14 protein-coding genes are annotated in these 14,772 nt (G+C 71.0%); 3 read left to right on the top strand and 11 right to left on the bottom strand.

Annotated elements, in window-relative coordinates; translation table 11 throughout:
• Positions 1 to 16: 16 nt before the first annotated feature.
• The 7 genes from ACIQLK_RS07865 to ACIQLK_RS07835 form a co-directional block, all read right to left on the bottom strand.
• Complete coding sequence (locus tag ACIQLK_RS07865) at positions 17 to 1,297, bottom strand: S8 family serine peptidase (RefSeq protein WP_400364911.1); 1,281 nt, start codon at positions 1,295 to 1,297, stop codon at positions 17 to 19.
• Positions 1,294 to 1,764: a DUF501 domain-containing protein gene (locus ACIQLK_RS07860; RefSeq protein WP_400364910.1), complete on the bottom strand. Its 471-nt coding sequence runs from the start codon at positions 1,762 to 1,764 to the stop codon at positions 1,294 to 1,296. Before ACIQLK_RS07860 ends, ACIQLK_RS07865 begins: the two co-directional genes overlap by 4 nt.
• Positions 1,765 to 1,851: 87 nt before the next feature.
• Entirely contained in the window at positions 1,852 to 2,355 is a 504-nt protein-coding gene (locus ACIQLK_RS07855) for a septum formation initiator family protein (protein WP_400364000.1), read from the bottom strand.
• 42 nt (positions 2,356 to 2,397) lie between these two features.
• Complete coding sequence (eno, locus tag ACIQLK_RS07850; RefSeq protein WP_400363999.1) at positions 2,398 to 3,678, bottom strand: phosphopyruvate hydratase; 1,281 nt, start codon at positions 3,676 to 3,678, stop codon at positions 2,398 to 2,400.
• A gap of 94 nt (positions 3,679 to 3,772) precedes the next feature.
• Complete coding sequence (locus ACIQLK_RS07845; RefSeq protein WP_400363998.1) at positions 3,773 to 4,453, bottom strand: O-methyltransferase; 681 nt, start codon at positions 4,451 to 4,453, stop codon at positions 3,773 to 3,775.
• An 8-nt stretch (positions 4,454 to 4,461) separates the two neighbouring features.
• Positions 4,462 to 5,472, bottom strand: coding sequence for a DUF1648 domain-containing protein (locus tag ACIQLK_RS07840; RefSeq protein WP_400363997.1), 1,011 nt, complete (start codon positions 5,470 to 5,472; stop codon positions 4,462 to 4,464).
• Entirely contained in the window at positions 5,462 to 5,818 is a 357-nt protein-coding gene (locus ACIQLK_RS07835; RefSeq protein WP_400363996.1) for a GntR family transcriptional regulator, read from the bottom strand. Before ACIQLK_RS07835 ends, ACIQLK_RS07840 begins: the two co-directional genes overlap by 11 nt.
• 62 nt (positions 5,819 to 5,880) lie before the next feature.
• On the opposite strand from ACIQLK_RS07835, the gene ACIQLK_RS07830 reads away from it, so the two are divergent.
• Positions 5,881 to 7,128, top strand: coding sequence for an APC family permease (locus tag ACIQLK_RS07830; RefSeq protein ID WP_400363995.1), 1,248 nt, complete (start codon positions 5,881 to 5,883; stop codon positions 7,126 to 7,128).
• Here ACIQLK_RS07830 and ACIQLK_RS07825 read toward each other — a convergent pair.
• The 4 genes from ACIQLK_RS07825 to ACIQLK_RS07810 form a co-directional block, all read right to left on the bottom strand.
• On the bottom strand, positions 7,034 to 7,912 hold the full coding sequence (locus ACIQLK_RS07825) for an SGNH/GDSL hydrolase family protein (RefSeq protein WP_400363994.1): 879 nt from the start codon (positions 7,910 to 7,912) through the stop codon (positions 7,034 to 7,036). The two genes, ACIQLK_RS07830 and ACIQLK_RS07825, sit on opposite strands and share 95 nt — an antisense overlap.
• 78 nt (positions 7,913 to 7,990) lie before the next feature.
• Positions 7,991 to 8,443 carry a YdeI/OmpD-associated family protein gene (locus ACIQLK_RS07820; protein ID WP_400363992.1) on the bottom strand — a complete coding sequence of 151 codons (453 nt, stop codon included), beginning with the start codon at positions 8,441 to 8,443 and terminating at the stop codon, positions 7,991 to 7,993.
• Between the two features lie 31 nt (positions 8,444 to 8,474).
• A complete protein-coding gene (locus tag ACIQLK_RS07815; protein WP_400364909.1) occupies positions 8,475 to 9,731 on the bottom strand; it encodes a histidine--tRNA ligase in 1,257 nt (418 codons plus the stop codon).
• A 57-nt stretch (positions 9,732 to 9,788) separates the two neighbouring features.
• The gene (locus ACIQLK_RS07810) at positions 9,789 to 10,457 is read right to left on the bottom strand and encodes a MazG family protein (RefSeq protein WP_400363991.1); all 669 of its coding nucleotides are present in this window, start codon (positions 10,455 to 10,457) and stop codon (positions 9,789 to 9,791) included.
• A gap of 65 nt (positions 10,458 to 10,522) precedes the next feature.
• On the opposite strand from ACIQLK_RS07810, the gene ACIQLK_RS07805 reads away from it, so the two are divergent.
• On the top strand, positions 10,523 to 11,953 hold the full coding sequence (locus ACIQLK_RS07805; RefSeq protein ID WP_400363989.1) for a basic amino acid/polyamine antiporter: 1,431 nt from the start codon (positions 10,523 to 10,525) through the stop codon (positions 11,951 to 11,953).
• Positions 11,954 to 12,026: 73 nt separating this feature from the next.
• Positions 12,027 to 14,699, top strand: coding sequence for a phosphoenolpyruvate carboxylase (locus ACIQLK_RS07800; protein WP_400363987.1), 2,673 nt, complete (start codon positions 12,027 to 12,029; stop codon positions 14,697 to 14,699).
• Positions 14,700 to 14,772: the final 73 nt, after the last annotated feature.

Genomic DNA, 14,772 nt, shown 5'->3' with positions numbered 1-14,772 from the left:
GGAAGAACTCCTTGATTCAACGGCTCGGCGGTCGCGAGGTGCGCGCCGATCGGATGCGCCGGGCAGCAGCGGTGACCCCGAGCACGACCAGTATAGTCCCCAGGCTGAGCGCGACGAGCGGCACCGTACCGTAGCGCAGTGAATCGCTGCTGGGCAGAAGCGGGGAAGCCGCCGTGCTCGGAGGTTCGGCGTCGGGGAGCGGAGCCACGGCGAACGGGGAGGGAGTAGGGCTCGGCGCCGGCGTGGATTCCGCGCGGCGATAGAGTCGGATCCACTCCCGCAGGTCGCCCATCGGATTCGCCGACACGGCCGTGACGGGCGCCGAGACGGCCTTCGCCGCGTTGATCAGTCCGTACCCGTACAGCGCGTTGGGCACCTTCTTCTCGCGGTCGGATGGTGTCGCGGTGCGGATGATGCGATTGATCACGTTCGCCGCGTCGAGGTCGGGGTGGGCGGAGCGGACGAGGGCGGCGACGCCCGCGACGATCGGCGCGGCGCCGCTCGTGCCGTCCCAGATGACGAGGTCCCCGTTCGGAGATACGCCGAGGAGCTCCTCGCTCGGGGCGGAGACGCCGATCGTGATGCCCTGCGTCGATGCCGTGCTGCTGGCCCGCCCCGCCTTGTCGACCCCGCCCACCGTCAGGACGCCCGGGATCGTGGCAGGAGCACCCACCTCCTCTGTGCCGCTCTCGCGGTTGCCGGCAGCGACCACCACGACGACGTCGTGATCGAAGGCGTAGAGGAACGCGTCATCCCACGATCGGTCCCAATCGAGCGTGTTGGTCGTGAAGGACAGATTGATGATGTCGGCACCGTGGTCGACCGCCCAGCGGATCGCTTCGGCGACCTGATCGACGAACGGGACGCTCGCATCGTCGCCGAATCCGATCGACAGGGAGAGCAGGTCCGCCTCGGGTGCGACGCCGATCATGCCTTGGTCGGCCGCCGTGCCCCGACCGGCCGCGAGCGACGCCACCCAGCTTCCGTGATTGCGGTCCTGGTCACCGACGGGAGTACGACCGTCCGCCTTCCCGACACCCGAGAAGTCGGCGCCGCCGACGACGGCCCCGTCGAGCTCCTTCGGGCCGCGCCCGATGCCGGTGTCGATGACCGCGATCGTCGTGCCCGCGCCCTTCGTGGTCTTCCAGGCGTCGGAGATCCCGTACTCCTTCAGCCAGTACTCCATGTTGCGCACCGGGTCCACCGGCGGAGTCGGTGAGGGCGCCGGTGCAGCCGCGGTGAGCGCGGCCGTCACGGCGATGAGGGCGGCGGCCACAACGACGCGGACCGACGTCATCCGGTCGTCCTGGGCGTCGCGCACGTGCAGCGATCCGGAGACCACGATCCTCGGGCCAATGCGAGGTCGCCGAAGGGATTCACGCCGGGGCCGGCTGCCAGGGCGTGAGCGGCGAGGGCGTGCAGACACTTCACGCGGGTCGGCATCCCCCCGGCGGACACTCCGGCGATCTCGGGGACCGTACCGTGGACCTCGCGGTCGGAGAGGTACGCGGCGTGAGCTGCGGAGTACGCCGTGGCGAGCTCCTCGTTCTCGGCCAATTCGTCGTTCATCTCGCGCATGACCTGCGTGGCCTCGAGAGCCGACATCGCGGCCGTCGCCCCGGGATGCGTGAGGTAGTAGAACGTCGGGAAGGGCGTGCCGTCGGGGAGCCGCGGCTCGGTGGCCACAACGGTCGGATTGCCGCAGGCGCACCGTGCCGCGATCCCGAGCACGCCGCGCATCGGACGCCCCAGCTGCTCACGCATGGTGGCGTGGTCGGCGGCGGATGCGGGCGAGAGGGTCGGGTGGGACACCGCTCAAGGGTACCCGGCGACGCGCGACGGGGCTGGGCGTCAGCCCGGGGCGACGGTCTTGGCGAGGCCCGCTTCGGTGACCGAGCGGAGGAACTGCGTCATCCAGTCACGCTGCGTCTCCTGGACGCTCCCGCTCACCGGACGCTGCTCGGGTTCGATCACGTCGGCGGGCAGATCATCGGCGACGAGGTAGACGACCTCGCCCGGACGCCGGTAGTACAGCCGTTCCCTCGCCTGGGCGACGATGTAGGACTCGTCCCGCCATCGTTCACGCTCGGCGGTGAGCTCCGTGATCTCGTCCTGCGTGGCCTTCACGTCATGCTGCAGCGCTGCGATCTGCTGACGCTGATCGACGTAGGTCCCGATCGTCGGGACGAGCACCAGGGACGCCAGGACGACGAGGCCGAGCATGATCCCCATGAACCCCGACATCCGGATGCCGCCGACCCAGTCGCGGACGTCGACGCGCCGCCGTGTCGCCCCGTCGTTCCGGGCACGTCGGGACCGGGAGACACGGGAAGGGGGAGCCGATGGTCTGTCCATGGCTCCCCCTTCTCGTCGGTGTCTGTGCGGTGCGCTCGCGGGTCAGGCGGTGAAGCGCGGGAACGCGGCGGCCCCGATGAACTCCGCGGCCTCGCCCAGGTCCTCCTCGATGCGCAGAAGCTGATTGTACTTCGCGACGCGCTCGCTCCGAGCGGGCGCGCCCGACTTGATCTGACCCGAGTTGACGGCGACGGCGAGGTCGGCGATCGTGGTGTCCTCGGTCTCGCCCGAGCGGTGCGAGAGCATCGTGGTGTAGCCGGCGCGGTGGGCGACGTCGATCGCGTCGAGCGTCTCGCTGAGCGTGCCGATCTGGTTCACCTTGACCAGGAGCGAGTTGGCCGCGCCCCGCTTGATGCCGTCGGCCAGGCGCTGCGGGTTGGTGACGAACAGGTCGTCGCCGACGAGCTGCACCTTCTTGCCGAGGCGCTCGGTGAGAGCGGTCCAGTTCTCCCAGTCGTCCTCGGCCAGCGCGTCCTCGATTGTGACGATCGGGAACGAGTCGACGAGGTCGGCGTAGTAGTCGACGAGCTGCTCAGCGGACCAGTCCTTGTTCTCGAGGCGGTACACGCCGTCGGAGAAGAACTCGGTGGCGGCGACGTCGAGGCCGAGGGCGATCTGCGATCCGGGGGTGAAGCCGGCCTTCTCGATCGCCTTGACGAGGAAGTCGAGGCCCTCGCGGTTGCTCGGGAGGTCGGGGGCGAAGCCGCCCTCGTCGCCGAGGCCCGTGGCGTAACCGGCGGCCTGCAGTTCCTTCTTCAGGACCTGGTAGACCTCGGCGCCCCAGCGGAGCGACTCGGAGAAGGTCTCGGCGCCGATGGGTGCGAGGAAGAACTCCTGCATGTCGATGCCGTTGTCGGCGTGCTCGCCGCCGTTGATCACGTTGAACAGCGGCACGGGGAGGACCCGGGCGTTGGGTCCGCCGAGGTAGCGGTAGAGCGGGAGGTCCGCGCTGTCGGCGGCGGCCTTCGCCACGGCGAGCGAGACGCCGAGGATCGCGTTCGCGCCGGTGCGCGACTTGTTCTCGGTGCCGTCGGTCTGGATGAGGATCTCGTCGATGACGCGCTGCTCGCTGGCGTCGATGCCCTCGATCGCGGGGCCGAGCTCGTCGATGACGGCGTTCACGGCCTTCAGGACGCCCTTGCCGCCGTAGCGGCTCTTGTCGCCGTCGCGGAGTTCGTACGCCTCGAAGGCGCCGGTGGACGCGCCGGAGGGGACGGCTGCGCGCTGGACGATGCCGTCGTCGAGCAGAACCTCCACCTCGACGGTCGGGTTGCCGCGCGAGTCCAGGATCTCGCGTGCGCCTACTGCCTCGATCAATGCCACGGGGGTTTCTCCTTGCTTGTGGAGGATGGAACGGGAGCGTCGTCGGTCCGTCATCGAGTCTAGTGAGGCGAGGGATGCCGCACAGGACCGGACCTCAGACGAGGAGCGCGACGGCGATGCCGTCCCAGCCCTTGCGATCGAGCGTCTGCAGCGCGGTCGCCTCGAAGCGGGGATCGTCGCGGAGCATCTCGAGCCCCGCGCGGACCCCGTCCACCTGCGGCCCGGCATCCGTCTCCACGACGTGACCGGAGCGCACGACGTTGTCGACGACGACGACGGTGCCCGGGTGGCCGAGCCGCGCCGCCCACTCGAGGTACACCGGGTTCGACTCCTTGTCGGCGTCGATGAAGACGAGATCGAACGGCTCGGAGCCCGACAGGGACGGCAGGACGTCCGCCGCCCGGCCTTCGCGGACCTCGACCCGGTCGGCGACGCCCGCCCGTTCGAGGTTGCGACGCGCCACGGCCGCATTGCGGGGCTCGGCCTCGATCGTCACCAGCCGACCGTCCTCGGGCAGGGCGCGCGCGAGCCAGATCGTCGAATACGCGCCGAGCGTCCCGATCTCGAGGACGCGCCGGGCACCCGCCAGCCTCGCCAGCAGGTGCAGGAGCTTGCCTGCCAGCGGGGCCACCTCGATCTCCGGCATCCCCTCCTCGGCGAGAGAGGACACCGAGGCCGCGAGCGCGTCGTCCTCGGCGACGAGCATCTCGGTCAGGTACGCGTCGACGCCGTTCCATCGATCGGACACGGGGTCGTGCGGTGCGGGATGGACCATTCCGCCACTCAATCGCGCTGCGGGTCGGGCGTCAACGCCGTGTAGGCGTTGAGCAGGCCTGCGGCCGTGGCCGCGTCGTCGACGGTGACGGTGAGCGTGCGCCCATCGCGACGGCGCACCAGGAGGCCCTCGCCTCTGCGGAGGACGACGCCCTGACGTCCGCCGGAGGACCAGCGGATGCCCCAGCCGCCGAACTCCTCCATGGGCGAGACCTCGACGACCTCGGCCGACACGATGTCGTCGCTCGGGACGTGCACCCGGGGCCAGCCCGCCGCAGAGACGGCGGTCAGTCCCTCCGGATCGACGCGGACGTGGAAGCGGAGCGTCGTGGCCACGACCACGAACAGGACGACGACGACCACTGACGCGATGACCGCCGGGACGAGATCGCCGAGGAAGAGCACGGGCACCACCGCGAGGCATCCGACGCCGAAGGCGACCCAGAGGACCACCGCACCCGCCCGTGCGAGCGAGACACCCTGCAACCAGACGACCCTCTCTCCCGCTCGCACCGGGACGTCGACCGCTGCTCCGGCCGGTGACGACCGCCACGGGACGTGGGGCTGCATCGCCCACCCCAGGAGCCCCGCGCCGACGGCGGCGAGGAGGACCGTCGGGATGAGCAGGACGGGGAGCGTCACGGCGGCATCGGTTCGACCGACCTGGATGCCGAGGGTCGCCGCGCCGAGCGCGCCGACGAGCACCGCGATGCCGAGAGCGACCGCACCCAGGACCCGATAGGCCGCACCGTGGTCGCCGCGGCGGAGTCCCCCGACGGTGGCGGCGAAGAGCACGGCGGGCAGTCCGATGCCGATGAGCACTGTGGCCAGGGGAACCGACCAGGCGGGCGCGAAACCGTCGGGTGCCCCGCTCCATCCCCAGTGCGTCGCGACGGTGGCCGGGACGCGGATGGCCAGCAGGGCTTGCGCGACGACGGCGATGACGGTCACGACGACGGGGATGACGAGCGCGACGAGGGTGAAACGGCGACGGACGGTCGTCTGGGTGTCAGTGGTCACGAGCAGCCTCCTTGACGAGGGCGGACAGGGTGTCGGGCGAGATGCCCAGGGATCGGGCCTTGTCGACCAGCGCGACGATCTCGGCGTGGATGCCGGCGAGAGTCGCGCCGGCGGGGGTGACGACCGCTCCGCGCCCGCGCCGGAGATCGATGAGACCTTCGTCGCGGAGGTCCTGGTAGGCGTGGAGGACGGTGTGGAGGTTCACCTGCAGAGCTTCTGCCACGTCACGCGCCGCGGGCAGGCGCTGCCCGGCCGAGAGCCGACCGCCGGTGATGTCGGCGCGGAGCGCGTCGGCGATCTGCGCGAACAGCGGTTTCGCGCTCTGCGGGTCGATGCGGATAATCATGCATTAATTATAGCGCAACTATAATTACAGACTCGTTCTCCTCCCTGGAGTACGCTCGCGCCGTGCCCACCCCCGGACTGTCTCGCCGCCTCGGTCTCGGCGACGCCGTCGTGATCGGCCTCGGCGCGATGGTCGGCGCCGGCGTGTTCGCCGCGTTCGCTCCGGCGGCGCAGGCGGCGGGCACCGGACTCCTCCTCGGCCTCGGGATCGCGGCCGCCGTGGCGTTCGGGAACGCGACGTCCACCGCTCAGCTCGCCGCGGTGCATCCCACTTCGGGAGGTGTCTACGCCTACGGTCGCGCGGAGCTCGGCCCCTGGTGGGGCTTCCTCGCGGGCTGGGGCTTCATCATCGGCAAGACGGCCAGTTGCGCGGCGATGGCCCTCACGTTCGCGGCCTACGTCGCGCCCCCGGGATGGGAGCGCCCGATCGCTGCGCTCGCCGCGCTCGCCCTCGGCGCTGTGAATCTGTTCGGCATCACCCGAACGGCCCAGCTGGCCCGCATCCTCGTCGCGATCGTCCTCGCGACCCTCGTTCTGGTCGCCGTCGCCGGCCTCTCCCCCGCTGCGCCCCTGGCCGACGGACGCATCGATCTCGTCGCCGCCGGCCCCCTCGGCATCCTCCAAGCAGCCGGCATCCTCTTCTTCGCCTTCGCGGGGTATGCACGCATCGCGACACTCGGCGAGGAGGTCCGCGACCCCGCACGCACAATCCCGCGCGCGATCATCCTCGCCTTCGCAGGTGCGCTCGTCGTGTACGCGGTCATCGCCCTCGTCGCTCTCCGCGTCCTCGGACCGGGCTCCCTCGCCGCCTCGAGCGCCCCCCTGGTCGACGTGGTCCGCGCCGCGGGGTGGGATGCCGCCGCCCCCGTCGTCCGGATCGGCGCCGCCGCGGCATCCCTCGGCGCCCTCCTCGCCCTCATCACGGGAATCGGTCGGACCTCGTTCGCCATGGCCCGGGAGGGCGACCTGCCGCGCATCCTGGCGAGCGTGGACGCACGGTGGCACGTCCCGCGCAACGCCGAGATCGCCGTCGTCGTCGTGGTCGTGGTCATCGTCGCGCTCGGCGACATCCGCGGAGCGATCGGGTTCTCGTCCTTCGGGGTCCTGCTCTACTACCTCGTCGCGAACATCGCCGCCTTCCGGCAGACGGGCAGTGCGCGGCGCTATCCCCGCCTGCTGCAGACCCTCGGGGCGTGCGGCTGCGTCGCCCTCGTCGTCACGCTGCCGTGGCCGTCGGTACCCGTCGGGCTCGGGGTGCTCGCGGTGGGGGCGGGCTACCGGATGCTCCGGCTTCGCCGTCGGCGCGTCTGAACGCGTCCCGCACCACCGGAAGCAGCGCCTCGGCCGTCCGCCGGTATCCGAGAGCGCTCGGGTGGAAGCGGTCGAGGCTGAACATGCCGTCGGGGTCGATCCGGAAGAACGGCCCGACGGCGCGGCGGAGCGACACCACCCCGGCACCCTCGGATCGGGCCCGCTCCGCTTGCGCGGCGGCGAGCTGCTGCGAGGCGCGTGAACCGATGCTGCGCAGCGGTTGCGGGACGGCCCGGAGCGCGCCCAGGTCGGGACACGTCCCCACGACGACTGCCGTGCCCATCTCCCGCAGCCGTCGAACCGCGTCCGACAGATGCCCGGTGGCCACCGCGACCGGGACGCGGTGGGTGACGTCGTTGCCCCCGACCACGATCACGGCGACGTCGGCGCGGTAGTCCTTCGGAAGAGCGGCGAGCTGGCCCGCGAGATCGGCGGACTCGGCTCCGACGACAGCCCCCGTCAGCAGACGCACCGGACGGTCGAGCTCCCCCGCCAGCGCCTTCGCGAGCCGACCGCCGAGCGTCTCCTTCCGGTGCTGCGCGCCGAGCCCCGCAGCGATCGAATCCCCCAGCATCAACAGATCGATCGGGTCGCCACCGAGCCCCGACCGCCAGACCCGGTCGGCCATGGGCGGGGTCTCGCCGAGGGGCTTCCCGATCCGTCGACGAGCGAGTGCCGCCTGGCGGGAAAGGCCGACGCGGATGCCGACGGCCAGCGCCCCGGCGACGGCGCCGCCGGCGGCGAGCAGGGTGAGGGCGAGGAGGGTCCGCGTCGTCCGTGGCACGCCGTCAGCACACACCGGGCGGGTGAACGGTTTCCGACGTGCGGGTGTCGACGAGAAGATCGGATGCGGGGAGTGTGCTCAGACGCTTCCGGCCGAACGCAGCGAATCGACGGCCGCCGCGACCCGCTTCTCACGGGTCTCCGCCTTCTTCGCCTCGACGACGGATCGGACCATCTCCTTGCGCCGCGACGGCGCGAGCGCATCGAACGCCGCGCGCACCTGAGGCTCGGCGTCGAGGGCGTGCGCGAGATCCTCCGGGACCTCGATCTCACGCTCCTCGGTGTCGAGATCGATCCGCGCCTCGACCTCGTCGCCGATCTCGACGCCGAGCTCGGCTCGAGCGGCTTTCGACAGGCCGATGAGGTTGCGCCCGCCCATGACGCCCAGACGCAGGCGTGCCGTGCGACCGCCGATCGTCACCACGACGGCAGCGCGCTTGCCGCCGCCGAGGGCGTCGACCTGCTCGTCGGTCAATTCGATCGCGGTCGCGGGACCGTTCTTCGGCAGCACCGTGCGGACGTGGAGAGTCATGGCCGCACGCTAGCAGCGGGCGCCGACCGTGTCACCCGAGGGGACGCGTCTCGAGCGTCGCAGAATCCGCCCCGGCGGAGACCGTCGCGAACGACGTGTAGCCGTCGGCCGCCGACCGCTCCAGCAGACCCTTGAGGTTCTTCGTACGCTGCTCGAGACGCACCCGGGCGCCCCGCGAGACGAAGAAGGCCTTGTGGGTGGCGAGTTCCGTGAGCGGGACGTCGCGATCGGCGATGAGGACGACGGCGGGGGCCGCGGCATCCTCCCCCGCTCCCACGAGGTCGACGATGCGCTCGAAGCCGATCGAGAATCCGACAGCCGGAACGTCCTGGCCGAGGAACCTGCCGATCATGCCGTCGTACCGACCGCCCCCACCGAGCGAGTACGACACCGAGGGGTGCGCGAGTTCGTAGATGGTTCCCGTGTAGTACCCCATGCCGCGGACGAGGAACGGGTCGAAGTGCAAGGGCACGTCGACCTCGCCGCGCGCGGCGGCGACGGCGTCGCCGATGCCGACGAGGTGCGCGACGACCTCGTCGGGCACGCCGGCCGGCAGCGCTTTCCGGATCTGGGCATCGCCGAAGGGGAGGTACTCGCGTGTCTGCGGGCGCGTGAGGAACGTCTCGAACGCGGTCACCGCGGACTCGTCCGCACCGCGGTCGCGCAGTTCGGCGACGACTCCTGCGGGGCCGATCTTGTCGAGCTTGTCGATCGTGATGAGGACACCCGCCCGGTCCGCGCCGGCGAACCCGAAGACCTCCAACATCGCGTCGAGGGCACGCCGATCGTTGATCCGGATCGTGCCGCCCTCGAGTCCGAGCGCGTCGAGCACATCGAGGCTCGCCGTGAGGAGCTCGACCTCGGCGCGGGGTGTCGCGTCACCGATGATGTCGATGTCGCACTGCACGAATTGGCGGTAGCGCCCCTTCTGCGGGCGCTCAGCCCGCCAGACCGGGGCGATCTGTATCGCCCGGAACACGGTCGGAAGCTGCGCACGGTTGGTCGCGTAGAAGCGGGCGAGCGGGACGGTCAGGTCGTAACGCAGCCCCAGATCGGACAGCGCCGCCGGGTCGTCCGCGGCATCCCGGATCGCGTCGGCGTCGAGGCCGCGTCGCAGGACGTTGAAGGCGAGCTTCTCGTTGTCGCCGCCGATGCCCGCGTGGAGCCGCTCGTAGTCCTCGACGACGGGCGTCTCGATCTCATCGAAGCCGTGCGCGCGGTAGCGATCGCGGATGACCGCGAGGACGCGCTCACGGCGGGCCTTGTCGGCGGGGAGGAAGTCGCGCATGCCGCGCGGCGGGTTCACTGAGGGCACGGTCCTAGTCTCGCAGACCGCGGCGAGCCGTCAGGAGGACTCGGCAGTCCTCACCTCGTCGGCGAGCGCACGCAGCCGCTCCCGGAGCGCGCGTTCCGCGTCCCATCCCTCCGTCCGCGCGAGGGCGACGAGGGCGAGGAGCGCGTCGCCGAGCTCCGACTCGCTCGTGGGCTCCCGCGAGCAGACGGACGCGGCCACATCGACCTGCGCCGCCTTCCCCAGCACCTTCTGCGCGAGCGCGAGCGAGGGCATGTGCATCGAGACGCCGTCGAGCACACTGGTACGCGCCTTCTTCTCCGCGGCCTTCGCCGCGTTCCAGTGCACGAGGACCTCCTCCGGCGTGGTTGCGACCGCGTCGCCGAACACATGCGGATGCCGGCGGATCATCTTCTCGGCGAGAGCCGCCGCGACGTCGTCGATGTCGAACGGGTCGCTCTCGTCGCGCGAAGCGATCTCGGCGTGGAAGAGCACCTGCCAGAGGACGTCGCCCAGCTCCTCCTTGAGGTCGGCGCGCGTGCCGCTCTCGACGGCGTCGACGAGCTCCGCCGCCTCCTCCTGCAGGTACGGCACGAGGTCCTCGTGGTGGATCTGCTGCGTCCACACGCAGCGGTCGCGGACGGCGCGCATGGTGTCGACGGCGCGGACCAGGCCCCTCACCGGGGGCTGGCGATCACCGGATGCGGGCGATGACTGCGACATGACCGCAACGATACGAGGGATGCCGGGCCGCGGCATCCGGAGGGCCTCCGACGTACCCTGGTTCGATGACTTCCCCCGTCTCCACGGCGGCGCCCGCGGACGGCGGGACCCGCGTCTCGATGTTCACGCTTTCGACGTTCGTCGTCGGATCGATGATCGGCGCCGGCGTCTTCTCGCTCCCCTCGACCTTCGCGGAATCCACCGGTGTCGCCGGCGCGCTCATCTCATGGGCGATCGCGGGCGGCGGCATGCTCATGCTCGCGCTGGTCTTCCATCGGCTGGCGATCCGTCGACCCGACCTCGACGCCGGGATCTTCAGCTACGCGAAAGCGGGTTTCGGGAACTACCTCGGCTTCTTCGCGGCCTTCGGCTACTGGGCGAGCGCCTGCGTCGGCAATGTCTTCTACTGGGTGTTCATCACCTCGACCCTGGGCGGCGTCTTCCCGGAGCTCGGCGAGGGCGACACCCTGCTCGCGGTGGCCGTCTCGTCGGTCGGGATCTGGCTGTTCTTCCTCCTGATCCGCCGTGGCGTGCGGCAGGCGGCGGCACTCAACCGCGTCGTCACGGTCGCGAAGGTCCTCCCGATCGTCGTGTTCGTCGCTCTGTGCCTGACCGTCTTCGACCCGGCCGTGTTCGCGGCGAACTGGGGCGGCGGCGACATGGCAGGACTCGGCGAGCAGATCCGCGCGACGATGCTCGTCACGGTCTTCGTGTTCATCGGCATCGAGGGGGCGAGCGTGAACTCCCGGCACGCTCGTCGGCGCAGCGACGTCGGTCGCGCGACCGTACTCGGCTTCGTGAGCGTCCTGGCCGTCTTCGCCTGCGTCACGATCGTGTCGTACGGCATCCTCCCCCGCGACCGGCTGGCGGGCCTCCGGCAGCCGTCGATGGGCGGTGTGCTCGAACAGGCCGTCGGCGGCTGGGGCGCCGCCTTCGTCGCCGTCGCGCTCATCGTCGCGGTGCTCGGGGCGTACCTGGCCTGGACGCTGATGGCCGCCGAGGTCCTCCTGTCCGCGGCCCGGGCCGGCGACCTTCCCGCGTTCCTGCGACGCACCAACCGGAACGACACCCCGATCGGGGCTCTCACCCTCTCCACGGTCCTCGCACAGGTCATGCTCGTCGTCGTCCTGTTCGCGCAGAACGCCTTCGACGCCGCGCTCGAACTGACCAGCGCTCTCGTGCTCATCCCGTTCTTCCTCTCCGCGGCTTTCGGCGTGAAGCTCGTGATCCAGGACGGCGCATCCCGTCGCACGGGAGAACTGGTGGTCGCGCTGCTCGCGACGGCGTACACGGCGTACCTGCTTTGGGCGGCGGGACTCACCTACCTGCTGCTGTGCCTGGTCATCATCGTGCCGGGCACCGTGCTCTACGTCATCGGGCGGCGCGAGCAGAAGGCCCGTGTATTCTCGCCGGTCGAAGCGGGACTGTTCGTGATCGCCGCGGTCGGCGCGGTCGTGGCGGTCGTCCTCATCGCCACGGGCGCCATCTCGATCTGACGCCCACCTCACAGGCCCGTCGCGGCGCGTCATCGTGTCAGGAAGCCCCTCGAACCCCCGCTAGCGTGAGACGGTGCACGAACTCACCCACACCGAAGCGATCGACCTCGTCGGACGGTACGAGGCCGAGCAGAACATCCCGGAACAGATGCGCACCGACGTGCGCGTGCTCGGCTCGCTCCTCGGGCGAGTGCTCCGCGAGAGCGGTTCGCCGGGCCTGTTCGAGGATGTCGAGCGCCTGCGGATCGCCACGATCCAGGCCTACACGGACGACACCCCCGAGGCGTTCGCGCGCGCGGCCGCGATCGCAGAGTCGTACACGCTCGAGCGCGCCGAAGAGGTCGCGCGGGCGTTCACGTGCTACTTCCACCTGGTGAACCTCGCCGAGGAGCACCAGCGCGTCCGCATCCTCCGTGAGCGCGGCGGCCGGGTGGACGCGAAGAACGCGAGCGACTCGATCACCGCGGCCTATCGGAGCCTGGCATCCGAGATCGGTGAGGACGCCGCTCGCGAGCGCCTTCAGAACCTCCGCTTCCACCCCGTCTTCACGGCGCACCCGACCGAGGCGCGGCGCCGCGCGGTGTCCTCGAGCATCCGTCGCCTGGCCGAACTGCTCGCTGACCGCGACGCCACGGACGCCGACAGCGCCGATCGTCGACGCGCAGAGCGTCGCATGCTCGAAGAGGTCGACACCCTGTGGCGCACCGCACCGCTGCGCTCCGAGAAGCCGTCGCCGACCGACGAGGTCCGCTCGGTCATGGGCGTCTTCGACGAGACCCTCTACACCGCGATCCCGCACGTCTACCGCCGCGTCGACGACGCCCTGCAGGGCGAGGATGCCGGTGCCCGCCCGCCGCTCGTGCGGCCGTTCGTCCGGATCGGCTCCTGGGTCGGCGGCGACCGCGACGGCAACCCCTTCGTGACGGCGAAGACGACCCGCAAAGCCGCCGGCATCGCGAGCGAGCACGTCCTGCTCGGACTCGAACGGACCGCCGGACGCGTCGGTCGCACACTCACCCTGGATGCCGCCACCACGCCCCCGACGCCTGCAGCGCTCGCCTTGTGGCAGAAACTCAAGGATGCCGATGAGGACGCCGCGGCGGAGATCGCCAAGCGCTCCCCCAACGAGCCGTACCGCCGCATCCTGTTGCTGCTCGCGAGGAAGATCGCCGCGACCCGCACTCGGAATGCGGACCTGGCCTACAGCGACCCCGAGCACCTGCTGACCGACCTCCGGATCGTCCAGGAGGCGCTCGTGCAGGCCGGTGCGCCGCGCCAGGCGTACGGGCACCTGCAGCAGCTCATCTGGCAGGTCGAGACCTTCGGGTTCCACCTCGCCGAACTCGAGGTGCGTCAGCACTCCGCCGTGCACGCGAAGGTCCTCGAGGAACTCGAACGGGGCGGGTCCGAGCGGTCGGAGCTGGCCGAGGAGGTCCTCGAGGTCTTCCGAACGATCGCGTTCCTGCAGGAGCGCTACGGTCCCCGCGCCGCGGGCCGCTACATCGTCTCGTTCACGCGTTCGGCGGACGATCTCGCCGCCGTGCACACGCTCGCCCGGCACGCTGTCGGGCCTGACGGCACTCCCCCCGTACTCGACGTCATCCCGCTGTTCGAGACCTTCGCGGACCTGCAGGCGGCTCCCGGCATCCTCGCCGAGATCGTGGAGCAGCCCCAGTTCGCCTCGCGCCTCACCTCCACCGGGCGGCGCCTCGAGGTCATGCTGGGCTACTCGGACTCGTCCAAGGATGTGGGGCCGGTCGCCGCCAACCTCGCTCTCTACGAAGCACAGGCCGAGATCTCGGCGTGGGCCGTGGCGCAGGGAATCGAGCTCACCCTCTTCCATGGTCGTGGCGGCGCCCTCGGCCGTGGCGGCGGGCCGGCGAACTCCGCGATCCTCGCGCAGCCGCCGCACTCCGTCGACGGCCGGTTCAAGCTCACGGAGCAGGGTGAGGTCATCTTCGCCCGCTACGGCGACCGGGCGATCGCGATGCGGCACATCGACCAGGTCGCCGGCGCCATGATGATGGCCTCGGCGCCCTCGAACGAGGAGCGGAACCGGTCGGCGGCCGAGCGGTACGCCGACGTGGCGCGCGTCATGGATGCGGCCTCCCGCGAGCGCTTCTTCGCGCTCGTCAAGGCGCCCGGTTTCGCGCCGTGGTTCGCCCAGGTCACCCCCATGGAGGAGATCGGCCTGCTCGCGCTCGGATCGCGTCCCGCTCGCCGCGGCCTGTCGGTCGAGTCCCTCGAGGATCTGAGGGCCATCCCGTGGGTGTTCGCATGGACGCAGGCGCGCATCAATCTGGCCGGCTGGTTCGGCCTGGGCACGGCCCTCGACGCGGTGGGCGACGAGACCACGCTCCGCGAGGCGTACGAGCACTGGCCGCTCTTCCGCACCCTCATCGACAACGTCGCCATGAGCCTCGCGAAGACCGACGACCGCATCGCCCGGCACTACCTCGAGCTGGGCGACCGCGACGACCTCGCGTCGCTCGTCCGCGAGGAGATGGCGCTCACGCGCGCGTGGGTCGTGAAGCTCACCGGCGGCACCGAGCTCCTGTCGAACCGACCGGTCCTCGGCCGCGCGGTGAAGATGCGCAGCCCCTACGTCGACGCGCTCTCGCTCCTGCAGCTGCGCGCGCTCCGCGGCCTGCGCGATGCGCCGGGCGGCGAGGTCGATCCGGACCTGCAGCGTCTGCTGCTGCTCTCGGTCTCGGGCGTCGCGGCGGGGCTGCAGAACACCGGCTGAGCCGTCCTGGAACGACGAAACGCCCCGCTCCGACACGACGCCGGGCGGGGCGTTCTTCCGTGTCGGACCGTTC

It is taken from the genome of Microbacterium sp. NPDC091382, assembly GCF_044757025.1.
Classification (GTDB): Bacteria; Actinomycetota; Actinomycetes; order Actinomycetales; family Microbacteriaceae; genus Microbacterium.
This window is presented reverse-complemented; position numbering and strand designations above follow the sequence as displayed.